Genomic DNA, 25,520 nt, shown 5'->3' with positions numbered 1-25,520 from the left:
CTCCTTTCAACATGAAAAGGTTTAATCAAGGACGGCATTCGCTAGACGCAATTGTTCCTGTAATTTCGCTACGTGAATCAAACGCGGAGTGGTCTTGTCGTGAAACGCAATGGCCGCTGCTGTACCTGCTGCTTGCCCTGTAGCCATACAGCTCGGGGTGAGCCTGATCGTAGCCAGCGCCTCATGCGTCGTAGAGATACAACGCCCCGCCGCAAGCAGGTTGTCGATAGACTGAGGGAGCAGGCATCGATATGGAATGTCATAAGCGCCCTCCCCTTCAATATCTGCTGCTACTACGCCTTTGCCAGAAGGATCGTGAATGTCAACCGGATAGCCGCTTCGTGCGACGACATCCGGAAAACGCCTGCCCGCAACCACGTCTTCGATCGTCAAACTGTACTCCCCGACGATTCTGCGTGTCTCACGGATGCCAATTTGCGTTCCGACTGCGGAGATGGATGCTTTCGCAAAACCCGGAACTTTGTTTTTTAAAAATTCAGACATCATTAACACTTGACGTCTCCCTTCTTCCTCTGCTTCCGTCAAATCCTCAACATCTGTTCCATCCAGCCCCTGCACCCGCGTGCAATTGATCAGAACTTCATCGCTCTCGGGCCCTGTGAAAAACAGAACTTGATCTCGATTAATCGGAACACCTGACAACTTCCAATGCGTATAAAAGCCTTGAACACCCGTCAATGGAATGGACGACAACTGTGAAAACGGCGTCTTATGATAAAACTCATCCGGATGATTAAGCATATACTCTTTCACCTGCTCCAGATCGACGCCGCGCATGCGAAACTTCATGGTCATCGGCTGTGTCAGCCCATCTGCATCTCGACCTTTGCTCGTCGGCGCTCCCGATAAATAAGCGATATCTGCATCTCCTGTCGCATCGACGAACACCTTGGCCTTGATTTCATACTTGCCCGATTTGCTGGTGAGCGTAACCGAAGTAATCTCTTTCCCCTCTACCTTCACATGATCGACAAAGCTGTGTACAAAAAGCTTGACGCCCGCTTCCTTGAGCATTTCCACGGCTACCAGCTTGTAAATTTCCGGATGATACGGCGTGACTGTACTGACGAATCCCACCGTATCCTGCAAATGTCCAGGCGATCCCCCCTTTTCTTGCAAGCGGTCGACGATTTCCTGTGCAATTCCTTTGATGACTTGCTCGCCTTTCTCCGTATGAAACGTCATCCACGGATAAACGAGCGCAATCGTCGACATCCCTCCGAGAAAGCCGTAACGCTCGATCAGGATCGTTTTGGCTCCCAATCGCCCGCTGGCGAGAGCGGCACTGATTCCTGCTGGCCCCCCGCCTACCACGACTACATCTGCTTCCACTACTCGCTCCATCTGCACTCACTCCTTGTTGAACTTCCTTTAATCTTTTAGACCCGTCATCGATACTCCCTCGATAAACTGCTTTTGGGCGAAAAAGAACACGATCAAAAGCGGCAAGGTCGCCATGACGGACGCACTCATCAGATGATGCCAAGCTGTCCCTACTTCATCCGTAAACAAGGACAAAGCGAGCGGCAGCGTCATCAGCTCTCTGTCGTTGATGAAAATGAGCGGATCGTAAAACTCGTTCCAACTCGTCAAAAACGTAAAAATCGTCAGCGTCGCGATGGCTGGCTTCGCCAGTGGCAGCATGATGCTCCAGTAAATCCGCCAACGCGAGCAGCCATCAATCATCGCCGCCTCCTCCAGTTCTTTCGGAATCCCGAGGAAAAACTGGCGCATGACGAACACACCAAAAATTCCGCCTGCCCCGAAAATGGGAAGCACGATCAGTGGCACATGCGTATTGATAAATCCAAGCATGCGCATGAACAAAAACATCGGAATCGACGTCACCTCATGCGGGATCATCATCGTCGACAGCAGCACCAGAAAGACGATATTACGCCCGCGAAACGGAATACGGGCAAACGCATAGCCCGCAATCGAGGCGAATAATACTGTTCCAACCGTGACCAGAATCGCAATGTACAGACTGTTCCAATAGAACAAATGAAACGGCGTATTCGCCAAAACCTCCGTGTAGTTCTCCAAGCGGATCGACGAAGGGATAAACTCTGGCGGAAAGACAAATATTTTGGCTGGCTCTTTTAACGATGTAGAGAGCATCCACAAAAAAGGCACCAGCATCAGTAGGGATATCGCTCCTAACGCTACATAGTGACCGCCAATCCCCAATAACTTGCCCGCATGTAATCCGTGGCGATTACTCTTCATGGAACACCCACCTTTTTCTAAACTGCCACTGCAAGAGCGTGAACACTAAAATGATAAAGAACAGCACAAAGGCAAGTGCAGACGCATAGCCGAATTCAAAGTTTTTGAAGGCACGCTCCCAAATGTAATAGACGAGCACCTTTGTACTGTTATCCGGACCACCCTGAGTCATGACGTAAATCTGCCCAAATACCTTGAGTGAGCCGATGATCGTCAACAACGTGGTTAAAAAAACCGTCGGACTGATCATCGGGATCGTAATCTGAAACAATTGACGCGTCCGACTAGCTCCATCAATGCGTGCCGCCTCATATAAGTGAACGGGCACCTGCTGTAAGGCAGCGATGAACAGAACCATGTTCAAGCCCACATTTTTCAGGACACTCGTCACGATCACCACTGGCATTGCCAGCTTTGGATTGTAAAGCCACGAGGGACCTGTAATCCCGAACATCTGCAAGATTTGATTGATAAACCCTGTGTCTGTCGCAAACAAATACTTCCACACAATTGCCCAGACGATCAGTGATGTCATGACCGGCACAAAAATGGCCGTGCGGAAAATCCCGATCCCCGGCAGCTTGCGCACAAGCAGCAAGGCCAACCCCAACGCCAACACGATGTTCAAGGGGACGAGTCCGGCCGAGAACGTAAATGTATTGCCCACGACCGTCCAAAATTCGGCATCCTGAAAGATCGCTCTGTAATTTTCCAAACCAATAAATTCGGCTTCCCCTAGTAACGGCCAATCCGTAAAGCTCATGTACAGCGCGAGCAAGAGCGGGCCTAGCAACAGCGCCACAAACCCGATGACCATCGGACTTATAAACAGCCATCCTGTCAGATTCGCTTCCCGGTTGAAGGATTTTTTCCTTGTGCCACTTGTTCTCTTATCAGGAGAGAGCGGGACATTCAACTTGCTCTCCATACGATCCCTCCTTAGTTGTCAATCGCATTCCGCAATGCATGGATGGAACGGCGAATTTCATCCTCGGTTCTCCCGATCGCCATCGCTCCTGCTAACAGGACACGTACCCCCGTTTCCCGCAGAGCTTCCATATCCTCTGCCACAATTTTTCGCTGTGTTGGGACGATAATGGGAATGCCTGCCTTCTCTACGATGTACCGATAGGTGAGCAGGTCGGCAAACGTAAGTCTCGTGCCATACTCACTCCCCGGAATAATCGACGCCTCCAATGCGGTCATGGGAAAATGCTTCACAGCTTCCAATCGATTCAAATCAAACTGATCATCGATGGCAAACGTACTCGTCACCCCTCCGATTTTCAAAAGGGAGGCTGGCAAATGATGACCATAGATGGAGATGAAGTCGATTCCCAGCGAATCGAACTGCTTGATTTCCTCGGGATTGAGCTCCTCCATTGACCCGCCCGGGACAATGCCAATCGGCCCTGCGAACTGGCTGCGTATCGTTTGGAGAAAGTCCGTATATTCAGCCAAAGGACCGAACCGATTGCCACTGGCACGGTGGTACACATTGATGTGCATCTTCAAGCCATCTGCACCTTCCTCCATCGCTGCTCTGGCCAAGGTCTCATCATTTTGCGGGAGACTGACCATGAGCAGAAACGGCTTCTCTTCCAGTGCCTGTTGAAAACGATTCATCGTAACCTCCCTTTCAAGTCACAACGGCCTGTATCCCAGACCGTTGTGACGAGCTTACTTTTTCATGATCGGATTGACTTTCTCTTCCAGCGCCTTCACGATATCCGCAGGCTGTGCCGTTTGACCAAATAATTGATCAAATCCAGCCAGTATCGTCGTGTCGATTTTTTGCCAGTCCACATGCCCTGGTTGCAGATGTGCCTTAGGCATTTCGTCGATAACCGCCTGCTTGATGTGTGCAGGGTCTGGGTTGCCTGGAACATTCAAAAACGGATCGGAATTTAGAACAGACAAACGCGGCGGTACAAAGTACGTCGAGGTCTCCTGGACACCCTGCTCACTCGCGAGAAACTTGAGGAATAGCTTAGTCTCCTCCAAATGTTTGGTTCCTTTGAAAATCGAATACCCTGCCTGACCAAGCATCGGTGCCGAGCCTTGTGAACCCGCTGGCATCGGAGCAATGTCCCACTTAAAGTCCTTGATCGTCCGTGCCTTCGAAACGTAGCTGTACACATCAAAGAACATGCCAATTTTGCCTGATTCAAAGCTGACTTGCTCTCCCGCCTTCGGATGCGACCCATCGGTAAACATCATCCGTTGGAGCATGCTGAGTGTCTCCACCCCGTATTGGTCATTCCACGTAAACTGATTCATTTCTTTGTTGAACGGGCCGCTGCCATTTGACCATGAATAGGAAGACAGGATGATCCACGTTTTCCAATCACGGAAGAAGTTGGCCCCGTAGATTTTGCTCACCCCGGTTCCGCTCGAGATCGCTTGTGCCGACTTTTCGAACTCCTCCCACGTCCATTTTCCTTCTTTCGCTAGTTCGTTCGGCGATTTCAGGCCTGCCTTGTCAAACAAGTCTTTGTTGTAAAACATCACGGTAGGCGGGGTAGAAAACGGCAGTCCGTACAATTTGTCGTCTTTTTGGAACAGCTCAAGCGTCGACGGAATAAAGTCGTCCAGCTTAAAAGCAGCATCGTTCTTTACATCCGAGACATCTTCCAATATCCCATTCTCCATAAACTGCGGGACCATTCTCTCAGACACCCACCCGATGTCAGGCAGCTCCTGACCAGCAGCCAGCACCGTCACCTTTTGCTGGTAATCGGGGAATGGCACAGATTCCAGCTTCACCTTGATGGTCGGGTTTTGTTGGGTAAATTTTTCAGAGAGCTTCGTATACAGGTCCAGGTGGGCTTGGTTGCCCCATGTCAAAAACGTAAGCTCGACTGCTTCTTTCTTGCCCGTTGTGGAGTCACCGGGAGTTGTCGCGGTGTTGCTGCACCCAAATGTAAACGCTGTCAAAGCAGTAGACAATGCCAACAGGATTGCCTTTTTCATGGCGTACCTCCTTATCTGTTTTCCCTGTCACCAGTATAGAATTGAGTGAATAGTAAGATAAATCACGCGGTATTTAGATTTGGTATGAGATTTAAAGATCTTCAGTACCTACGCTGTCTCGGTAGCCTCCGGGTGTCATCCCGACTTCCTTTTTGAATACCAGCATGAAATGCTTCGCGCTCTGATACCCTACTAAGCGGGCGATATCATACACCTTCAGCCTCGTCTCGTATAACAGCTGCTTGGCGCGGTTCATCCTCACCTGCGTGATGTAGTCAGAAACATTTTCCCCCGTCTCGGTCTTGAACAATTGACTCAAATAAATCGGATTCAAATGAACAGACTCCGCCAGCGTCTGGAGTCTCAGATCCCCGTCCAAATGATCGTGAATGAATGCTTTTACCTTGCGAATGATTTGTCTTTCTTCTCTGTGGCTGCCGTCGACAGTGTTTTCTTCTTCCCGGACTTTCTTTTTGCGATCCAACACTTGCCTGATTTTTGCGAGCGTGCTTATCAGTTCTAATCGATCAATAGGCTTCAAAAGATAGTCGGAGACTTTGTACTTCAATGCTTTCTGTGCGTAGTGAAAATCACCATAGCCACTAATAATCACGATCGGCAACTCCTCATACATCTCCCGAATTTTCCCGATCAGCGCCAAGCCGTCGACTTCCCGCATGCGGATATCTGTCACAATCAAATCAGGCATTTCCGTGCGCAGATAATGCAGGGCATCCTTCCCATTTTCCGCTTCTGCCATAACGGCAAAACCAGATGTTCCTTTTTCAATTAACATTTTCAAGCCTTCCCGAATCATTCTTTCATCTTCCACCAGCAATACTTTGTACATGGCGTGATTCTCCCTTCTGGAAATCGAGTGGAATCCTCATCGTAATTTTCGTGCCTTGATCCGGTCTGCTCTCAATCGTCAGCCCGTACTCTTCCCCGAACAATAAGGTCAGCCGCTGGGAAATGTTTCGCAGTGCTGTTCCATTGTGTGCGTTGCCTGTCAACTCATGCTGCTGCATAGGCGTATGCAGACTTGTGAGCAGATGACTCAATGATTGCTCAGACATTCCCTTGCCATTGTCCCTCACGCTGATTTGCATGACACCCTCCTGACAAAACGCCGTGAGCCATATCGTCCCGCCCTGTTCCTGATGCTCAATCCCGTGTGCAATTGCATTTTCAAGCAAAGGCTGTAGCAGCAGCTTCGGGATACGCTGATCCGACAGACTCTCTTCTACGTCCATAAACACTTGAAGGCGTTCTCCCAGACGAATCTTTTGGATACGGACATAGGATTCTAACGACGCCAGTTCTTGCATCAGCGTAACGTGCCCATCCTCTCGAGCGACCGTATAGCGCATGAGCTTTCCGAGCGAAGAAACCATGTCGGACACATCGTAATTACCCGAGCGGATCGCCATCATATTGATCGATTCGAGTGTGTTGTAAATAAAATGCGGATTGATCTGGCTCTGCAAGGCCGCCAGCTCCGCCTCCCGCTCACGCAAGCTGCTAAGATACACCTCATTGACAAGGCGGTTGATTTCCTCGACCATCTGATTAAATTGCTCGCTAAGCTTCCCGATCTCGTCTTGGGACTCGACAGGAACTCGTTCATGGAAATTACCTCGCTTTACTTGCAGCATCTTTTCTTTCAATTGAACAAGCGGCTTGCTGAGCGAATAGGAAAAATAAATCGCGAGTCCGCCAGCGACGAGTAAAAACATCGCCGCAATCAGCATCGTAAAGCTGCGCAAGCTATTGGATTCTGCGAGCAGGATATCGAGCGGTATCAGACTGATCACCACAAGCCCCGTCTCTCTCGATTGATGATCCACGAAGAGATATCGCTGTCCCTGAATCATCATCTGGTTCGCATCCCCACGATTGATTCCTTCGGTTTCTTGCAGCAAAGTACGATAGCCCGGTGAGCCTTCGCTCTCCCTCTTTTCATAAAACAGCTCGTTTCCCTCATTTACGATGATCAAGCTCCCATCCTTGGTAAAAGGCATATCGGACAAGATTTGGTCAAACATGTCCATCTTCATATCGATTTTAATAATCCCGAGCGGTACCTTCGTATACGGCTCTCGCAATAACCGAGCCACTGACACATAGCGCTCACCAGAGGCATCCAAATAATACACGGGCCGATGCTGTGGAATAATGACGGCTGCCCCCTGCTCCCTGATCACACGCGAATACCATCCCTCTTCTGCCAAGTCTCCCTTGCTCTTCATGATGGAAGGGTCCAGATTGGAAAAAATCATGCCATTCCCCGCGATGATTTGAATGCCTTTTACTTCTGGTCGGCTATAGGAAAGACTGGAGATATACAGCGTCATCTTCTCCCTTTTTTCCATGGAGAGAAAAGAAGTAGCTGACGTATTTGTCTGAATTTCTTTTAAAATGGACAGGACTTCTGGATCGTAGAGCGGCATGAGAGATAAACGCTTCATCTCCCGTATATTGCGCTCCAGGTTGCGATTGATCTGCCCCACAATCTGCCCTGTGTATTCAGCCGTCCTTGATTCCGTTGAAGCTGAAAACTGGCTGTACGTGATGATTCCTTGCAAGCTTAACGGGATTGCAATCAAGCAGAGAAAAAGCGTGAGAATCTTCGCCCGCAGTGTACTTTGCAAAAAAAGCGCCGAGACTTTTCTTTTCATAATGGCCCCTTTCCACTTGTTTGAATAATCAGTATTTTTTCATGAAAAAAATCCGTCAGATCAAAATCCTGACGGGCTGTTCCTCAGTTTATTTCGATGCCCATGGAGAGACAATCGTAGAAGGTATCCTCAATCAAAAATTCTCTCGTCACGCTAATCCCGAATTCTCTGCGTCAGCGATTTTTCCTAAGCGGATGATGACCCCTTGGCCAGACCTAAGCTTGGATACCTTCATAAGAACCTCCCAGCATGGATACTTTTCATACTATTTAAACAAAAAAACGGACGCCTGTTAACCGTCCGCTTGTAGCTTGTACGACTATTCTATTGTTTTAAAGTAAAGGACGGTATCATGCAGGCTGCCATCAGCCGATCGCCCAAACCCCTGAATGCGTCCTGCTTCCTGGTAACCCATCGACTGATACAACTGGTTGGACGGATCGCCCGCTCGTGTATCCAAAACGAGGAGGCTGCGGTCTTCCACAAGGGCCCTAGCCTCTGCCAGCAGCATCAGGCCACGTCCAATCCCTTGACGCTGCGCTCTAGGATGAACCATCAGCTTGGCGATTTCTGCCCGATGCAATCCATTTGGACGACTCACCAGATGCAGCTGGATGGTTCCGACGATGACATCTTCCTGTATAGCTACCCAAATTTTCACATGTTCTTGGGGCACCGAAGTCCAATAGGCGCGTGCTTCCTCCAGCTGCATAGGCGGTAAAAAGCCAAGCGAAGCACCATCCTCCACGACATCGATCAGCAACTGGGACAGCTGACGCAGTTCTTCCTCTGAAAACTCGATTCCTTCCCGATAACAAAGTGCTGGCTTCATGAAAGCCCCTCCGAATTGTTTTTAAGGTCGATATCCGTACATACTGAAAACAAACAGCAAGCATAGATAGATAATCGCTGCGGGTACAATGGTAAGAGCAATGAAAAACCTTTTCTTCACACTGTTGTTTTTTCGAAACAACCAAAAGTAGATGAACAGCAGGATGAGGAGAAATGGGACAAAATAAAAGCCGAGCATGAATCCAACCCAATCCGAGTTGGTTTCCCAGAACTGCTCCGGCACGGGCACCCGATGATATTCACTATATATCTGTTCTTTACGAGAGATAAATAGGTAGGATAGCACGAGATAGTAACCGAATATAACGAATTTCAGCCACGGCTTGATCTGTTTCGCGGCAAGTGTTATAGAAAAGATGATCCCCACGATAAACCATAATGCCAAGTATTCCATCTGGATCCCTCCTACGAAGGATTATAGGGATCGGATCTGCTGGAGATAAGTACCAACTTTTTTTGGTACCTCACCCTCACATGATTGCAAGAGTCGACAAAATTTGGAATACTCCCTATAATAGACTTGTCAAACAACACGGTATGCGAGTATCTTTTTCAATAGAAAGCTCACTACCTGTAGGAGATGGTCACGATAACGTACGCCCTTTCGTTTTTCCTGTCGTTTTGTATCGTTATGGTGCTGATTCCGCCTCTGGCTAAATTGGCATTTCGACTTGATTTTGTGGACAAGCCTCGTAAAGACGTGGAAAGAAAAATTCACCGGGAGCCTATCCCATTGACAGCCAGCTACGCTATTTTTGTCGGCTTTGCTGCATCGTTTTTGCTCTTCTCGAAAGAATCAACCGGGCAAACGATCGCTGTTCTGTCAGGCTCACTACTGCTGCTTATTATCGGTACCATTGATGACTGGTACAAGACGCAAGGCAAGGATTTTTCCGCCCTGCCCAAGCTGATCGTCCAAGTATCGGCCGCGGTGATTGTCTACTTGTCGGGTATTACTTTTTCCGGCTTTTACAATCCTTTGAGTGGCGAATACATATTGCTCCCGGAATGGTTGCAGTTCATTCTGACCATCTTGTGGATTTTCGGAGTAACGACGGTCATCAATTTTTCGGATGGCATGGATGGCTTGGCTGGAGGGCTTTCTGCGATCTCCGCAGGCACGCTCTTCGTGGTCGCTTTGGTAAAAGGACAAAGCACATCTGCGATTATGGCGATCAGTCTGATCGGTGTTGCCTTGGCTTATCTGCGGTACAACAAGCCGCCGGCCAAAATTTTCATGGGAGATGCAGGCGCGACCTTCCTCGGTTTTATCTTGGCAGTCATCGCGTTGGATGGTGCCTTCAAGCAGGCAACGGTTCTCTCCTTGTTCATTCCGATTTTAGCACTCGGTGTGCCGATTTTCGATAATCTGTTTGTGGTGACCAAACGCTTCCTGCAAGGTAAGCCGATCTATCAAGCAGATGCCAGCCAGGTTCATTATCGCCTGCTGCGTTCTGGACTCAATCCAAAGCAGGTCGTCACCTTCCTGTGCTTGATCAGTGTTTGCTTTAGTCTGACGTCCATTATCCTGCTCCTGCTCGGAGTATAGGTTATCGGTCACAACGAAAAATGCCGCTCGGGTCTAATTCCGGCGGCATTTTTTTATGAGCGGATCACGCGAAGTCTCGCTTCGCTGTCGTGGTCGTCTGAAACGTTTGAAAGCCTGTCCGTTCGTACAACGCAATCGCAGGTTCGTTATGGGTGCCTGTGACGAGATACGGCTGCAAGCCCTTTTCCAGCGTTCGGTTCACAAAAAAACGGACAAGCTCTTTGCCGTAGCCTTTGCCTTGATGCACGGGATCTACGAACACATCGTAAACCTCGCCATGTCCTGTGATGATCAAGGACCCTACAAATACTCCCTCATGCTCGAATAAGTAAATGTCTTCTCTCATATCGTTCAGGAGCCATTTCTTCCATGCGTTCATCGTTTTCTCAGGATAGTCTGCCAAACGGTATGGCTGAAGATCAATGCCTTTGCGTACCTCATAGTAAGCGTCACTCTGCGATTGGATGTACATATCCATATCGGACTCGGTGAATTTTCGTACGTCGAGAGTCGGTTCCGGCCCGATCTCTCCTGTGTATTTCATCAGATGATGTCCCCAGAGAGAAGCAAAGCCTCTCTTGGCAAAAAAATCAGCACCCTGCCCGTGGTCTACGCGATAGGTAGCCATGACTGCCGTCGGCTTCTCCTCGTGCTGTTGCAATTCCAGCCAAAGCTTCTCGAACAGCCGGGAGCCGATTCCTCGCTTTCGATGGTCTGGTCGGGTATAGACGTATATTTCTGCTGTCCCGTCTTCACCGGAGGAGTTCAAATCATATGTGCCACAGCCGATGATTTGCTCGTTTTCCTCCCAGATGTAAACTGTAGCTTTTTCCACGATATCGCCAATCTCTTCGGTCCTCCAAAGCATGCCTTCGCCAATCATCGTCACGATTGTCTCTTTTTCTTTTGATTGCGCTTGTCGGATCATCTACGCACCCCTCCGTTCTCTCCCGTTAGCTCTGTTGGACGGTTGCTGCTTCTGCGGCTTTTTCCAGCTTCTTGCGATGTTGCAAGCAAGCTTCGCATCTTCTGCTTTTTCGCCCAAAAGCCGTGTAGTATTTGCTTTTTTTGCAAGATCGGCACGTAATGTACAGCGAGCTCGACAAATTGTAGTTCTCTTCTGGCGTGTTTTCCTTCAAGTGTACCGTCTTGTTGTATTTGATGAGCAAATGAGCCGTATGGATGGCATCGACCAAGGCCGAGTGCAGCCTGCCCTCCTGGATGATTCCTGCCGTGTCAATCGCTTCTTTCAGACTCATCTGCTTGCGATCAGCCAAAAGCATGCTAATTGGCGGCTGGATGTCGTTGTAATTGCGCATCCAGTTGAAGTCCAATCCGAATCGCGCACAATGCTCGATCATCAGCCGCTTGTCGTCTTGCCCCCATGTGCACAGGTAGTACTCAGAATCGTTGCCAATCCACTTCATAAATTCTGCGAATGCCCGCCGAAACGGGATGAAGGTTGGCATGTTCTCTTTATCGAGACCGATGAACTTGCGCGTTCTCTCTGTGATTCGGCGCTCAATGGCTGGAAACGTGTAGCGCTGAAATGTGTCGACCTCTACGCCATTTTTTCCGGGTACGACTTTTGCCGCTCCGATCTCAATAATTTCCGGGATCTTGTCTTTCTGATAAGTCAGTGTCGTTTCAAGGTCAAAAACAATGATCTGCAAGCGTTATCACATCCTGTATGTATTGTCTCTATTATGGCTCGGATCGGGCATAGAAAGCAAAACAAAGACAAAAGCGGCTGCCTGATTGAAACGAAAAAGGATAAGAACCCATAGGATTCCTATCCTTGTGTTTAGTTGTTTAGCTTGGCGATTTTGTGGTCTCTCTCGTCAACTGACGCAATCCGTAGCTCATCCTCGCTACTTGCCCGTCTTCATCCCGGAAAAACTCAATCCAGGGGACGGAGTCTCTTTTTTGGAAAACGAAGCTGTCTTTTTGTACCGGTATCAGTGGGTACGAAAGACCATCGACCTCCAGGAATAGCTTGCCTTCGTTTTTGGCTATCGATGCGCTTACCCATTCCTGCGAAGAGTAGCGACCCTCGTACAGTGAAAACTGCTCATCGTCGACCGCGTATGGATCATAGGCATAGACCGGAGCTCCGGCTGGTCTTGCAAAGTAACTGTTCAAAAAGCCCAGGACCAACTCTCGGACACTCACACCATCGAGATTGACCAAAATCACGCCCGTAATCCCTTGATTCGGAACCGAAAAAATGTGCGAGCTGATTCCCTTCAACGAACCGCCATGCTCTACCAGCAAGCCATCTGGAAAGGCAGGCGAGACCATCAGACCATAGCCGTAGGAGCGGTGCCCGTCTACACGAGCAAAGGGAGTGAGCATCTGCCGGATGCTATCGGCAGACAGAATCGGTGTCGGGTTTCCCGCTGCACCCAAACGAAAGACCTCTAAATAAGCGAGCAGATCATTCACAGTTGATTTGAGGAAACCGGCTGCTCGCATCGCTGGGGCATCGTGCCAGATGGGTGCTGCAATGATTTCGTTTTCGTCCTCGATTTTTTTGTTGGTATACAAGATCGTGACGTCATCCTTGTCAGCCAATTCATCCACGGAGAAAACGGTTCTGTCCATACCCAGCGGCTGCAAAATATGCGTCGCAACGTAGTTTTCATACGTCTGGTTGCTGACCCGTTCAATGATCGCCCCCAAAAGCCCGTACGCATCGTTGTTGTAGCTAAAGGCACCCCCTGGCTCTGAGAGCGGCTTCCCTTTGAATCCAGCAATGGCTTCCATGACTTCTTCGTACGTATCCAAGTAAGGCACTGTCTTCAGTTCTTCCTCTGCCTTGGTTCCAATGACAGCAGGGTCATTCTCCATGCTCCGCCTCATTGCGCCGTCTAAATAAGGCATGGGTGCTATTCCAGGCGTATGTGTCATGAAGTGATGAATCGTCATGCGCGCTGTCAGCTCGTGGTCGCCCGCCCGAAACTCAGGCAAATATTTCACAACCGGATCGTGGACAGACAGCTTTCCTGCCTCCTGCAACTGCATGATCGCAACGCAGGTAAACGATTTGGTGATGGATGCGATGCCAAAAACGGTGTCGCGGGAAAGTGGCAGTTGCTGCTCCCTGTCACGAAAACCGAACGTCCCCTCGTACAAAAGCTCACCATCACGTGCAACCGCAATAGCTGCGCCAGGAGCCTTCGCCTCGTCCAGCAGCTGCTGTGCATACGCCTGGAACTGTTCCTTCCATGCCGTCATTTTTATCAACTCCCCATTGCTTGCTCATAAATCGCTTTTGCAACACGGGCGATGGTTAGCTCTGCGGCTTCTTTGTCAGTCACACCGCGTGATAGTGCCGTGATCGCAATCATCCCTTTTCCTTCGGGCAAATAAATGATGCCAGCATCGTTGACGACATCATTAACGGTTCCTGTCTTATGAGCGACCTTTGTTCCTTCTGGCAACAAGTACGGCAGACGGCTGTTGTAATGCTGACGTCGCATGATGTCCAGCATCAGCTCGCAGGAGGCTTCCGTGAGAATTTCTTTTCGCGCAATCATGATAAGCAGACGGTTCAGCTCGGCTGGTGTGGCTACGTTATTATCACGGGTAGGTATCGAAACATCGTGGATCAATTCGTAATTGCCTGACTCTTCCCGTCGCATGAACTCATCGAATCCTTCCTGAGAAGGTGTGGGCTCGTTCATACCTACACAGTGGTTGAGAAGCACCCAGCAATTATGACGCAAATGAATCTGCGAAAGACCCAGTTCGTGCATGTGCTCATTCACCTTGTCGATACCGCCGATCAGCTCGAGGATTTGGTCTGTCGCGTAGTTATCGCTGACAATCGTCATCAGTGTCGCCAAGTCTTTGACTGTTAAGGCCGCTCCAGCATCCAGCTCTTGCAAAATGCCTGACCCCGGCACGCGATCCTCCCATTTCAGTGTTACCCGCTGGTCGAGGCGGATTCGTCCTGCTTCCACCTCGCGCATCAAGGTGACCATGATCGGAATTTTGAATGTACTTGCCAGTTGAAACAACTCTTCATCCAGATGCCCTACTGTCTCTCCTGTTTCCAGATGTACAGCTGCGATCCCATAAATACCGGGAGCTTCCTTAAGCACGTTCTCTACTGCTTGCTGCCATGTCATGAAAATTCCTCCCCCATCGCTTGTGAAACGGCCCACACATGGATTTTCGTGTCGGCCATTTCCTTTGACGCGCTATTGTTCTTTGTATCCCCACTTGAAGTCGATGTACCCTAAAGGATCGACCGTGATACCTTTTACCTTTTCATTTTGTACCCATGAATTCACGCTGGAATAGACACCTGTGACCGGCATTTCTTCCATCAGGATGCTCTCTGCTTCGACCAGATACTGATTGCGCTTGGCCTCATCTGGCTCGGCGTACGCCTTTTTTACCAGTTCTACGTACTTCTCACTAAACCAGAAGGTAGAGTTATTGGAGCTGTACTTCTCCATCATTAGCTCCAGGAAGTTGACGGAGTCATTGTAATCTCCCGTCCAGCCTGTTCGGGAAATCATGTACTTCCCTTGCTCCTGATCGTCAAACATGACCTTCAATTCTTTGTTGATCAGCTTGACGTCCACACCGAGAGATTGCTTCCATTGAGCCTGCAACGCTTCGGCAATCTTCTTGTTGAGGTCGGACGTATTATAAAGATAGGTGATTTCGGGCAGCTTGGTGATGCCCATCTCCTTCATTCCTTCTGCCAATAACTGTTTCGCCGTCTCCACGTCGTTATCCTTGAAATATCCTTCCGGCTTCAGGGAGGCGGAAAGGGGGACGAAGCCCATCAAGGGAGTCTGTCCGGCTTGGCCGATGTTTTCAGCGATGTCACTGCGATTGATCGCGTAGGCAAACGCTTTGCGGATTTTGCTATTCGTAAATGGCGGCTTTTCCGTCTGGAACAAGAGATAGTAGTTGGTGGCACGTTGCATGGTTTGCAGCTTGCCTTCGTCGCGCAACGGTCCAATGGCATCCGCAGGCAGTCCGCTAATCGGTCCACCAGCCCAATCCAGCTCGCCACTATTGAACAGCTCCAGCTCGGTATTCGTATCTTCTATCATGGAAAACTCGATTTCGTTAAACTTCACGACGTCCTTGTCCCAATAGTGCTCGTTTTTGGCCAGCTCAATCTTGTTTTTATGCTCCCAATTCACCAGCTTGAACGGCCCATTGGTCACGATGGACGCGGGCTTTTTCGCCCAATCGGGATTGGCTTCTATCACCTTTTGATTGACCGGATAGTAAAAGGTCGCAAGTGTCAGGAAGTAAGGGGTAGGGTTTTCCAAGGTGACTTGCAGTGTCTTGTCATTGACGACCTTGATGCCGACATCCTCCGCTTTCGCCTTCCCTTCGTAAAAGGCGCGGGCATTTTTGATCGGATAGTATTTGTAGGCGGAGCCGCTGGCTGTCTTCGGATTGAGCACGCGCATCCAGCCAAAGGCGAAGTCTTGAGCCGTAACCGGGTCGCCATTGCTCCACTTGCTATCACGCAAAGTAAAGGTATACACCTTTTTGTCCTTAGATACTTGAATGTCGGATGCAACGGAATTGACTGGCTTGCCATCCTTGTCCAATCGAACGAGCCCGTCGTACAGCGAACGGATGAAGGCGCCGGAAATCACGTCGTTGGACATGCCTGAATCAAGTGTTTCAGGCTCGGCGGCATTCATTCGCAAGGTCTGCTCTGCCGCAGGCTGCACAGTTGCCTGCTGTGCTGGCGCTGGTTGCTGCTGGTTGTCTGGTGCGGTTTGAGTCGGTGTATTGCCGCTGCTACAGCCTGCAAATAGTCCCGTAAGCAATACGAAGAGACTTGTCATGACAACTGGTCTTTTCATGCTGTACCCCCCTGTTTGAATCGGATTACCGAATATTGAATAAATATTCTGCAAATTTTATGCCATTCGTGTTTTCCGTTGTTCTTTTGGTGAGATTATTCAGTGCTGAATACTTTTACCCGGTTTGGTCCGACAAGTTTCTATCAGTAGTCTCTGTCACGCAAAAAAGAAGTATTCATCCTTGAATACTTCTATTCATCCGAGCATATTGAGGCTGTCCTCTCTAGCTTATCGCTGGTTCATACATGGCTACCGCATCACATGATCGTCGGCAAAAAACGATCGGGACGTGCTTTTGCTTCGCCAGCTTCTTCATATTTTTACTCAAGCTGTGACTCACGAAGTTAATAAAGACAAGAACAAGCTCCGTATCAGAAGGAATCGTCGCCTTCACATCGGATTTTTTGCGACCTGATACGTGATAGACATTCTGGAACCCTTTGTTCTGCAACAAGCTCTCGATTTCTGCTACCCGATCTCCTCCTACCACGAGAACGCCTGCCATAGTCCTTCCTCCTCTCTTTTTTCCACGCCTATTTCTATTTTCCGGTGCGTTCTTGGGGAACTTTTGCATCAGGCTTTTCCGCGCGGAGTCTGTATTTTTCCGTCCGTTCAATCTGAACGACCTGCGAATCGTGAACCACAATATGTATGGAGCCGTATTCCAGATCGTTCAGTGCGCGTGCGATTTTCTCCAATAAGAGATCGTCTAGGGAAATCTTATTTTTTGCCATGGGGACTACCCTCCTGTTTCGCCAAAAATTAATGTATATGATTCATTTTCCTTCGATTGACGGAAAGCTCCCTGCGCAACTAGACAGCTTGGTTGTCTTTGTCCTCGCGGGAGCTTTCGGTCGACCGATCAGCTAATTCTTTAAAAACCGATGCATTTACTATGATATGAAAATTTTACCATACGACTCTGCTATCGGTCAATGCCCCGTGCAGTTCTTCGTTTCCCCGTTGATTCCCTTTACACCAAATGACAGGCGACAAATCTGTCGGTGCTAACTTCGCGAAAAGCAGGCACTTCCTGTCGGCAAATGTCTTTCACATACGGGCAGCGCGTGTGGAATTTGCACCCTGCCGGAGGATTCGTCGGACTTGGCATGTCTCCCTGCAGGACGATGCGTTCGCGCTTTTTCTTCGGGATCGGGAGAGGGACAGAGGAGAGCAATGCTTTGGTGTACGGATGAAGCGGCTCCAAAAACAATTCATCCCGAGGTGCCAGCTCCAGCAATGACCCCAAATACATGACGCCGATCCTCGTGCACAGATGCTCCACGACGCTTAAATCATGCGAAATAAATAAGTACGTCAGCTTCCTTTGCTCCTGCAACTCTGCAAACAAATTGATGATTTGGGCTTGGATCGACACATCCAGAGCTGATACTGGCTCATCCGCGACGATAAAATCTGGGTTCATCATAATGGCCCGTGCGATACCGATCCGTTGACGCTGACCGCCAGAGAACTCATGCGGATACCGATCGACATGATACGGTGCCAATCCACATAAAGCCATGACCTCTAAGACTCTTTCTCTGACCTCCGTTTGTGGGAGCAGCCCGTGATCAAGCAGCGCTTCCCCTAGTGCTTCTCCGATTCGGACACGCGGATTCAGCGAACTGTACGGGTCTTGAAAAATATATTGCATCTGCGGGCGCAAAGCTCGGAGCTCATGACGATTCAACGCGTGCACATCGATACCCTGGAAGCGGACTTCTCCCTCTGTCTTTTCCAAAAGGCGCAGGATGGTGCGACCTGTCGTGCTTTTCCCGCTGCCGGATTCACCGACCAGCCCGAACGTCTCCCCTTTTTGGATAGAAAAGCTGACGTCATCCACCGCTTTTACATGTCCGACCGTCCTGCCCAGAAGCCCTCCGGTAATCGGGTAATATTTTTTCAATCGGCGCACTTCCAGCAAATTACTGTCCACGGTCGATCTCCTCCTCATACAGCCAGCATGCGACCTTTCTGCCGTCTCCCTTATCACGCAAAGGCGGCTGTTTCACCCGGCAAATGTCCAAGCACTGATCGCATCGGTCAAGAAAATAGCAGGATTCACCGAGGGTCGTCGGATTCGGCACTTGACCAGGGATGGAATACAGCTTGGCTCTACGTTGATTCAACACAGGCTTGGAGCGAAGCAAGCCTTGTGTATATGGATGCTTCGGCTCCTCGAACAGCTCGACGACAGGAGATACCTCTACCACTTTCCCTGCGTACATCACGACCACATGATCGGCCATTTCCGCTACGACACCCAGATCATGCGTGATAAAAAGAATCGCTGTTTGGGCTTCGTCCTTGATTTTGCGCAGCAGATCGAGAATTTGCGCCTGAATGGTCACATCCAAAGCAGTCGTCGGCTCATCGGCGATCAACAGGCGAGGATTGCAGGATATTGCGATGGCAATCATAATGCGTTGCAGCATGCCCCCGCTCAATTTATGGGGGTACGATTTGGCGATTTCTTTTGCCCGCGGGATTCCGACCAGCTCGATCAACTCAACGGCTCTCGCTTGGGCTGCTTTTTTGCTTAGGCCTTGATGCTCCATGATCGGCTCCATGATCTGCTCACCGATGGTCAGTACGGGATTGAGAGACGACATCGGCTCCTGGAAAATCATTGCCAGCTCGTTGCCCCGAAGCTTTCGCATTTCTTCTTTGCTGACTTTTCGCAGATCACGGCCTGCAAACCATATCTCACCCGAAACGATACTGCCTACCGCCTCTGGGATTAGTCTCATCAATGACATGGCTGCCGCGCTTTTGCCGCAGCCTGACTCGCCTACGATGCATACGGTCTCTCCTTCATGGATGCGCAGATCGAGGGCATCAACTGCTTTGACCACGCCTTGTTCGGACTTGAAGTGCGTGCTTAGATTTTGGATGTCGACTAAAGCATTCATGCTTGGCTCACCTGCCTTTTCGTGTATAGAAGGAGCTGTAGTGGAGGGGGAGAAGTGGTTTCCAGTCTACGCTTCGGCCTACGCCACGCAAGGGGGATTCACTGTCCGCTTCGAAAAAAATGGCGGGAGCGCTTCAAACGTAGAAGTTTCAATGAAGTATTTCATAAGTGAAGCTTAAATTCCCCGCCATTTTTCTCTACGCTAGGGCGGGCTCCAGAGGCGCTTGGACTGGAAATCACTTCTCCCTACGCTGCTTTATTGTGAAAGTTGGTTCACGATGGTGATATCAAAAACTCATCAACGCTTCTGCTTCGGGTCCAAAGCATCCCGCAGCCCATCTCCCAACAAATTAATCGAGATCACGGTAGCAAAAATAGCAATCCCAGGAGGTACCCACAGCCACGGTCTTTTCTGAAAATCGATCAAGGTATTCGCTGCATCCATCATGTTGCCCCATGTTGGCGTTGGCGGAACGACACCGAGGCCGAAGTACGATAATACGGATTCACTCAGGATGGCACCACCGACGTTCAAGGTGGCAACGACAATCAAGAGTGGGGTCAGATTGGGCAGCAAATGGAAGAAGAGCTTGCGTCTGTCGCGCAGACCGAGTACTTCTGCTGCTTGCATGAATTCACTTTCGCGCAGAGTGAGCATCTGGCTGCGGACCATTCGGGCCAAGCCGGGCCAGCCGATCAGGCTCAGCATGACCATGACGATGTAAATGCGGTAGTCGGTCGGGATTTTCCACTCGGAGAGGACTGCGCCCATAATAAACAAAAGCGGCAGACCAGGAATGGTCATAAGCACGTCTGCTACACGCATGATCACTTGATCGACCCACCCGCGGTAAAAGCCAGCTAGTGCACCGAGAAGGGCGCCAATGGAAACGGAGAGCACCATGGAAGCGATGCCGACTGTCAATGAGATTCGGCCAGCCTGCATCAACCGCGTCAAAATGTCTCTGCCCAAACTGTCCGTCCCGAGCCAATGAGAGAAGCTTGGCGGCTTGTTGATCATGGCCGTATTAATCTTGCCGGATGCGTACGGAGAAAAAAACGGACCGATGAAGCATACCGCTGCCATGACGAGTAAAAACACAAGTCCAAACATGGCCAGACGCTTCTTTTTCAGTCGCATAAACGCCTCGTGCCACAAAGAAGAACGCAACGCTACCTGCTCCGGTCTCGTCACCTCCGCTACTTCACTTACCGTTGATGCCATCGGTTTTCCCTCCTATTTCAACCGAACCCGTGGGTCAGCCACTCTGTACAGCAAATCAGCAGATAAGTTTCCGATGACGGTGAGAATCGCCAGGAACATCGTAAAGCCCATCAAGAGCGGGTAGTCCCGTACAGAAAACGCCTGCATGTACAACTGTCCGACACCGGGCCAGTTAAAGATTTTTTCCGTGATGATCGCCCCACCGAACAATGCTGGCAGCTCAAAGCCCAGCAGTGTAATGGCCGGCAGGAGCGCATTGCGCAGCGCGTGCTTGTGCAGGACTGCTTTTTCCTTCAATCCTTTTGCCCGGGCCGTGCGCACGAAGTCTTGTTGAATGACCTCCAGCATGTTCGTTCGAAAATAGCGAGTCAGCGTCCCCACGCTCAACAAAGTCAGCACCGTCACAGGCAAAAACATATGCTGGACCACGTCCCACGCATAGGCGAGCCCTGTTTCCTTGCTGCCGATCGTCATCATGCCCCCTGCGGGAAACAGCTTGGCATCAACGGCAAACATCTTGATAAACAGCAGCCCGACGAAGAAGACAGGCAACGACATCGCAGCAAAAACACCGATCGTCACGAGCGCATCGAACCAGGAATGCTGCCTCGCAGCAGACAGAACGCCGATTGAGATCGCAATCAGCCACGTAAAAAAGGTAGAGGTAATCGCCAGCAAAAACGAATTCCAGATATAATCGTTCAACAGCGACATCACCGGCTGCTGGTATTGCAAGGAATAGCCAAAATCGCCTTGGAGGGCGTTTTTCATCCAGATGAAATATCGTTCGACAACAGGCTTATCCAGTCCGTACATCGCTTTTAGCTCCAGCTTTCGTTCGGCTGTCAGCTTGGGGCTCGTATCAACGAAATCACCAGGCGTTAAGGCATACAGGAAAAAAATCAAAATGGATGCGCCGAAGAGCGTCAACGCCATGTAAAAGACCCTCTTCAGGAAGTAGGACGTCATCGTTGGCCTCCTTTCATGCTTGGGGAAAAAAAGAAAGCCCAGCCCCAGGGCCGGGCACAATATTCGTGAGTCAGTTACTCGACTTGCTACTCAATTTTGATGCCAGGCAGGCTGGTCGAAATACCCGTGAACGGATTCGGCTCCAAGCCCTTGATCTTGCCGTTGTGCGCAGACAAAATTTTGCGGTAGCCGAGGAAGATGTACGGTGGGTCATCGCTCAGCTCTTTATACAGGTCTTTGTAGATCGCTTTGCGCTTCTCGATGTCCAGCGTAGATAGACCTGCTTCCAGCAATTCGTCTACTTTGGCATTGGAGTAGCCATTCGTTCCCGTAAATCCGCTCTTGCCCTTTTTCGTCGAGAAGGCGTCTACACCGTCATCTGGATCGATCAGCATCGTGGTCGAGAACGAGGCGAGGTCGTGATCGCCTTTTTCCGTCCGTGCCAATACGGCGTTGTAGTCCATCATTTCCGCTTCAAACTGGATGCCCAGCTCTTTGTAGTTTTCTTTGGCAATCGGGATCAGAACCTCTCCCAGCTTTCCTTTGGTCGTGTAGTAATGCACGATCAGCTTTTGTCCGTCTTTTTCACGGATGCCGTCCGCGCCTGGCTTCCAGCCCGCTTCATCCAGGAGCTGCTTCGCCTTTTCCGGATTGTAGGCGTATGGATTGACATCCTCCGTATATGCCCACGAAACAGGGCTGATCGGTACATTGGCGACTTGCGCGTATCCTTGGTAGGTCAGGTCCAGAATCTTTTGGCGATCCAGTCCGTAGATGAAGGCTTGGCGGACGCGCTTGTCTTTGAAAAATGGCTTGGAATGATTGAACTTGATATACGAATAGGCGCTGGATGTGTACAGATTGATATTCACGTATCCCAGCTCTTGCAGCTGTTCAATGTTATCCGAGTTGACGGTAAAGGAGTTGTAGTCCATTTCCCCTGTCTGGATAAACTGCAGAGCGTCGCCCTCGGTCGTCTTGTAGATAAAGTGCTCGACTTGCGGCTTGCCCGCATAATAGTGCTCGTTTGCGAGATAGCGGACTTCTTGACCAGGAATGTACGCCTCGAATTTGTAAGGTCCTGCTCCCAATGGCTTGCCGTGCAAGGTGCGGAGATACTCCAGATTGCCTGGTTTGTACTCCTTGCCGTAGTACGCCTTGGAGAGCACCTGCCCGCCTAACAGGACGAGAGACTTGGCGTTGACTTTCTCCGTCGTGATCTGGATCGTCTGTGGATCAATCACCTTGATCCCTTCGATGGTGTTCGCTTTGCCTTCCTTGTATTCACGTCCACCCTTGATACTTGCTACGAAAATGTCTGTTTCGCCGTCGTACGTTTTGTCGTGCAGAATCGTCAGTGTAAAGGCTACATCCTCTGCCGTCAGCGGTGAACCATCACTGAATTTCAGATTCGGTCTCAGATGGAACGTATACGTGAGCTGGTCAGGAGATACGTCCCATTTTTCCGCGAGCTTGGGTACTGGCTTTCCTGTCGCATCGACATCCACCAATGATTCGAAGATCGCTGAGGAAACGTTGCCATCGTAGCCGTTGTGGTAAAAAAACGGGTTAAACACGCCGCCTGGCTCCGTCAGTCCCGCAATGAATGTATCGGTCCTTTTGGCGGCTGCTTCCGGCAGCTTGGATAAATCCGTAGCCAAGTTGATGCCGTCTTTTATGTCTTGCACCTTGCTGGCAGCAGGTGCTGATGCTTCTGTTGACGGAGTCGCCGTTTGTGTCGAGGTAGCCGGCGCACTGCCTTCGGAGCTGCACCCTGTGACCAGTAGCGTCCCTAGCAGCAAAGTTGAAATGATTTGTGAAAGCCTTTTTTTCATGGTGATCCTCCTTCATATCCACTCACTCAGTGAAACCAGCTCCTCCGGTGGTCCGGTCGGATCAAAAGATAATAACTTATAATTCTTACCTGTTTACTATGAATTAGATTATAGGTATCGATACCGGATCGGTCAACAGTTTTTTCCAAATAAAAAAAGCCTCGATTATTCGAGGCTCTCACAAGTAGCATGTCTTTTATACGGGATGCCTAGTTTTTCACACGCCTGCATCACGAATAGAGAATGTCGCTCGCGCATGGTTTTCTCTATCCTTTTTTCCAATCCCCAATCAGATAGATTCGAAGCTGGCCGAAGTGCCGCACACAAATCCCAATACGGGAGCTGGGTATAATCGAGTGTCTTCTTGACAGACTGATAGTGAAGCGTAAACGCATGCATGGCCTCCACGCCAAACGCCCACAAAATCTCCAGTCTGGCATTGCCGAGATCAGATAAGGGGTCACCGATCGCAGCGTCCTCCCAATCGATGACAGCAGCCAGTTTTTCTTCCTTCCACATCGTATTTCCCGGCCAGAAATCGCCGTGCAAAAGGGATGCTGCATTCGCTTGGGGCAGCGGCCAAACGGACTCCAGCACTTCGCGAATCAGTTCCTCATCCAATGATTTGTCCAGGATCGCAGGTCTTTTGCGAAGCTTTTCCGTTATCGTTTCTTCTTGTTTCGGCAAATAAGTACCCGCCAGTCTAGAAGCTTCTACCGAATGGATGCCCGTCAGCACCTCAGCTGCTTGTTGCAGAAAGCTGGACAAGTCGGCTGGCGCGGTAACTGTCTGCCCATCTATGAATTCGATGACAAGGCACGGCGTGGGGAAAATATCGCTGGATGCTTCGAGATGATAGGGCGTTGGAGTCGGCAAGCCAGCGGACTTCAGTATTTGCAAAAGTTTGAATTCATCTGATGCGATCTGCGGATTTCGCTTGAGGTCAGCCTGACCGTGCTCGCGGACAACTACTTTTTTCTTCGTGCCGTCAGGGCTCTCTATTTCTAGCGCGGTGACCTTTGCAGAAATCCCGCCTTTTAGCTCCCAAGCACGAAGGAGCTTGGCTGACGGATTCATGTTATGTACCAGGCGTGTCCATTTCTCATCCATTATTTTTTCCCCCTTTATGCTCCACTGTCTGATTGTCTGTACAGCCCTACCTTCATCATATCCATGTACGATTCTAATTCCGCAAAAAAGGATTGGACATGCTTGAAGCCTTTATCGCTAGCCTCGTAGTTTTCGCGGACGTACTTTTGCGTCAATGCCTCTACAGCCCACAGCAAAAAATGCAGCGCCTTCTGTGGATCGAACTGCGCTTTGATCAATGACGTATCGACTTGCTCCAGAAACAAGGGAAGATATCGCGCATTGAACTGGACCTCCCTGTCTTCGATCTCAGTCCGGCATTCCTCGGGATAGTCGAAAAAGGTCGCAACTGCCATTTGATAAATAGCTGGTTCCTCGGCAAAGAGCGCCATTTTTGCTTGATTAACATGAAGAAATCGTGCAAAAAAATCTTGCGGTGCCGCTTCCATTCGCGCCTGTATATAGGCAAAAAAATGTTCGATACAAGCATCAACAATCGCCAGAAACAGTCCCTTTTTATTCCCGAAAAAGTGGAACAGCATCCCCTTTGATACGCCTGCGTTCTGGACCATTTGATTGGTGGAGCCTCGTTCATAGCCTTTCGCGGAAAATTCAACAAGAGCCGCTTCCAACAGCTTTCGCTTGTTCGGCTCCAGTGTTTCATCCTGCCAGATTCCTTTTATGTTCGTCACCTTCTCTCTCCGATCTTCTTTTCCCTATCATAACGCATATTGACCAGGTGGTCAAAGTGGAGTTATACTTTCCTCGAAGACTTCATCATCCATATTCCACCACAAGGAAGTGATGCCTGATGACACGGACTTTCCCCGTATTCGCCCGTATCATCCTTGGATTGATTTTGCTTGGAGCAGGTGTGAATGGTTACATGGTCTTGTTTGGATTCGAGCCTATCTTCCCAACCAGTCCTGCTGCTATGGAGCTTTTACAAGGGTACCTACTGGTTTTGGTCAAAACCGTCGAAATCATCTGTGGATTGCTATTCCTGACCAACCGCTTCGTCCCACTGGCGCTAACCGCCACCGCTCCGCTTGCTGTCAACATCTTGACGTTCCACCTGTTTGTCGATCCCGACATGCTCGTTATGGGATTGATTATCGCGGTTTTGGAAGTGTATTTGCTGTGGAGCTATCGTCGTAGTTTTCGTCAGTTGATGACGATGTAGACAAAAAGACACTATATTCCGTCTGTTGTGGTCGGGAGAAGCCCTGCCACATGTTTTCCAGTCGCCTGTATCCTCTCTACGTTCGGGCGGTCTCCTTCCAAACATGTGACAGTGCTTCCGGACAGCTGTGGATTCCTTCGTGTGCTTAAAACGT

General features: G+C 49.8%; 25 protein-coding genes. 2 read left to right on the top strand and 23 right to left on the bottom strand.

The genetic code is table 11. From position 1 onward, the window contains the following. Nucleotides 1–21: 21 nt before the first annotated feature. The 9 genes from EL268_RS06405 to EL268_RS06365 all read right to left on the bottom strand — a co-directional run bounded on the left by EL268_RS06405 (nt 22) and on the right by EL268_RS06365 (nt 9,147). Nucleotides 22–1,365 (bottom strand): FAD-dependent oxidoreductase, encoded by a 1,344-nt coding sequence (locus EL268_RS06405; protein WP_106653903.1) that lies wholly within the window; start codon nt 1,363–1,365, stop codon nt 22–24. A 27-nt stretch (nt 1,366–1,392) separates the two neighbouring features. Beyond that, entirely contained in the window at nt 1,393–2,250 is an 858-nt protein-coding gene (locus EL268_RS06400; RefSeq protein WP_106653902.1) for a carbohydrate ABC transporter permease, read from the bottom strand. Next, the gene (locus EL268_RS06395; protein WP_106653901.1) at nt 2,240–3,178 is read right to left on the bottom strand and encodes a carbohydrate ABC transporter permease; all 939 of its coding nucleotides are present in this window, start codon (nt 3,176–3,178) and stop codon (nt 2,240–2,242) included. The genes EL268_RS06400 and EL268_RS06395 overlap by 11 nt, the downstream gene beginning before the upstream one ends. A gap of 11 nt (nt 3,179–3,189) precedes the next feature. Continuing rightward, entirely contained in the window at nt 3,190–3,876 is a 687-nt protein-coding gene (locus EL268_RS06390; protein WP_106653900.1) for a hypothetical protein, read from the bottom strand. Nucleotides 3,877–3,930: 54 nt separating this feature from the next. Next, the gene (locus EL268_RS06385; RefSeq protein ID WP_106653899.1) at nt 3,931–5,223 is read right to left on the bottom strand and encodes an ABC transporter substrate-binding protein; all 1,293 of its coding nucleotides are present in this window, start codon (nt 5,221–5,223) and stop codon (nt 3,931–3,933) included. 91 nt (nt 5,224–5,314) lie between these two features. Beyond that, complete coding sequence (locus EL268_RS06380) at nt 5,315–6,073, bottom strand: response regulator transcription factor (RefSeq protein ID WP_106653898.1); 759 nt, start codon at nt 6,071–6,073, stop codon at nt 5,315–5,317. Beyond that, a complete protein-coding gene (locus EL268_RS06375; protein ID WP_106653897.1) occupies nt 6,045–7,901 on the bottom strand; it encodes a cache domain-containing sensor histidine kinase in 1,857 nt (618 codons plus the stop codon). The genes EL268_RS06380 and EL268_RS06375 overlap by 29 nt, the downstream gene beginning before the upstream one ends. A 319-nt stretch (nt 7,902–8,220) precedes the next feature. Next, a complete protein-coding gene (locus EL268_RS06370; RefSeq protein ID WP_106653896.1) occupies nt 8,221–8,733 on the bottom strand; it encodes a GNAT family N-acetyltransferase in 513 nt (170 codons plus the stop codon). 21 nt (nt 8,734–8,754) lie between these two features. Then, on the bottom strand, nt 8,755–9,147 hold the full coding sequence (locus tag EL268_RS06365) for a hypothetical protein (protein ID WP_106653895.1): 393 nt from the start codon (nt 9,145–9,147) through the stop codon (nt 8,755–8,757). A gap of 186 nt (nt 9,148–9,333) precedes the next feature. Between EL268_RS06365 and EL268_RS06360 the strand changes: the two genes are divergently transcribed. Then, entirely contained in the window at nt 9,334–10,302 is a 969-nt protein-coding gene (locus tag EL268_RS06360) for an MraY family glycosyltransferase (RefSeq protein ID WP_106653894.1), read from the top strand. A 64-nt stretch (nt 10,303–10,366) separates the two neighbouring features. On the opposite strand, the gene EL268_RS06355 is transcribed toward EL268_RS06360, so the two are convergent. The 14 genes from EL268_RS06355 to EL268_RS06285 form a co-directional block, all read right to left on the bottom strand. After that, a complete protein-coding gene (locus tag EL268_RS06355; protein WP_106653893.1) occupies nt 10,367–11,230 on the bottom strand; it encodes a GNAT family N-acetyltransferase in 864 nt (287 codons plus the stop codon). A gap of 25 nt (nt 11,231–11,255) precedes the next feature. Further along, a complete protein-coding gene (locus tag EL268_RS06350; protein WP_106653892.1) occupies nt 11,256–11,975 on the bottom strand; it encodes a 3'-5' exonuclease in 720 nt (239 codons plus the stop codon). Between the two features lie 139 nt (nt 11,976–12,114). Beyond that, nucleotides 12,115–13,539: a serine hydrolase gene (locus EL268_RS06345; protein ID WP_106653891.1), complete on the bottom strand. Its 1,425-nt coding sequence runs from the start codon at nt 13,537–13,539 to the stop codon at nt 12,115–12,117. Nucleotides 13,540–13,544: 5 nt separating this feature from the next. Next, nucleotides 13,545–14,435, bottom strand: a complete 891-nt coding sequence (locus tag EL268_RS06340; RefSeq protein ID WP_106653890.1) for a serine hydrolase — start codon at nt 14,433–14,435, stop codon at nt 13,545–13,547. A gap of 72 nt (nt 14,436–14,507) precedes the next feature. Beyond that, nucleotides 14,508–16,151 (bottom strand): peptide ABC transporter substrate-binding protein, encoded by a 1,644-nt coding sequence (locus EL268_RS06335; protein WP_106653889.1) that lies wholly within the window; start codon nt 16,149–16,151, stop codon nt 14,508–14,510. 223 nt (nt 16,152–16,374) lie between these two features. Continuing rightward, nucleotides 16,375–16,656: a DUF2325 domain-containing protein gene (locus EL268_RS06330; RefSeq protein WP_106653888.1), complete on the bottom strand. Its 282-nt coding sequence runs from the start codon at nt 16,654–16,656 to the stop codon at nt 16,375–16,377. A 34-nt stretch (nt 16,657–16,690) separates the two neighbouring features. Further along, nucleotides 16,691–16,885, bottom strand: coding sequence for a YezD family protein (locus EL268_RS06325; protein ID WP_106653887.1), 195 nt, complete (start codon nt 16,883–16,885; stop codon nt 16,691–16,693). Between the two features lie 239 nt (nt 16,886–17,124). Then, nucleotides 17,125–18,090 (bottom strand): ABC transporter ATP-binding protein, encoded by a 966-nt coding sequence (locus EL268_RS06320; protein WP_269149394.1) that lies wholly within the window; start codon nt 18,088–18,090, stop codon nt 17,125–17,127. After that, nucleotides 18,080–19,066 carry an ABC transporter ATP-binding protein gene (locus tag EL268_RS06315; RefSeq protein ID WP_106653885.1) on the bottom strand — a complete coding sequence of 329 codons (987 nt, stop codon included), beginning with the start codon at nt 19,064–19,066 and terminating at the stop codon, nt 18,080–18,082. Before EL268_RS06315 ends, EL268_RS06320 begins: the two co-directional genes overlap by 11 nt. Nucleotides 19,067–19,363: 297 nt before the next feature. After that, nucleotides 19,364–20,290 (bottom strand): oligopeptide ABC transporter permease, encoded by a 927-nt coding sequence (gene opp4C, locus EL268_RS06305; protein WP_106653883.1) that lies wholly within the window; start codon nt 20,288–20,290, stop codon nt 19,364–19,366. 12 nt (nt 20,291–20,302) lie between these two features. Beyond that, nucleotides 20,303–21,259: an ABC transporter permease gene (locus EL268_RS06300; RefSeq protein ID WP_106653882.1), complete on the bottom strand. Its 957-nt coding sequence runs from the start codon at nt 21,257–21,259 to the stop codon at nt 20,303–20,305. A gap of 86 nt (nt 21,260–21,345) precedes the next feature. Beyond that, nucleotides 21,346–23,094, bottom strand: coding sequence for an ABC transporter substrate-binding protein (locus tag EL268_RS06295; RefSeq protein ID WP_106653881.1), 1,749 nt, complete (start codon nt 23,092–23,094; stop codon nt 21,346–21,348). 165 nt (nt 23,095–23,259) lie between these two features. Beyond that, nucleotides 23,260–24,204 carry a phosphotransferase family protein gene (locus EL268_RS06290; protein ID WP_106653880.1) on the bottom strand — a complete coding sequence of 315 codons (945 nt, stop codon included), beginning with the start codon at nt 24,202–24,204 and terminating at the stop codon, nt 23,260–23,262. A 14-nt stretch (nt 24,205–24,218) separates the two neighbouring features. Continuing rightward, complete coding sequence (locus EL268_RS06285) at nt 24,219–24,875, bottom strand: TetR/AcrR family transcriptional regulator (protein WP_106653879.1); 657 nt, start codon at nt 24,873–24,875, stop codon at nt 24,219–24,221. Nucleotides 24,876–24,994: 119 nt separating this feature from the next. Here EL268_RS06285 and EL268_RS06280 point away from each other — a divergent pair, with 119 nt between their 5' ends. Next, entirely contained in the window at nt 24,995–25,366 is a 372-nt protein-coding gene (locus EL268_RS06280; RefSeq protein ID WP_106653878.1) for a hypothetical protein, read from the top strand. The last annotated feature ends 154 nt before the right edge of the window (nt 25,367–25,520 follow it).

The sequence above is a fragment of the Brevibacillus brevis genome (assembly GCF_900637055.1).
In the GTDB taxonomy this organism is placed as follows: Bacteria; Bacillota; Bacilli; order Brevibacillales; family Brevibacillaceae; genus Brevibacillus; species Brevibacillus brevis.
Note: the sequence above shows the minus strand (reverse complement) of the source record. Positions and strands in the feature narration are given on the sequence as shown.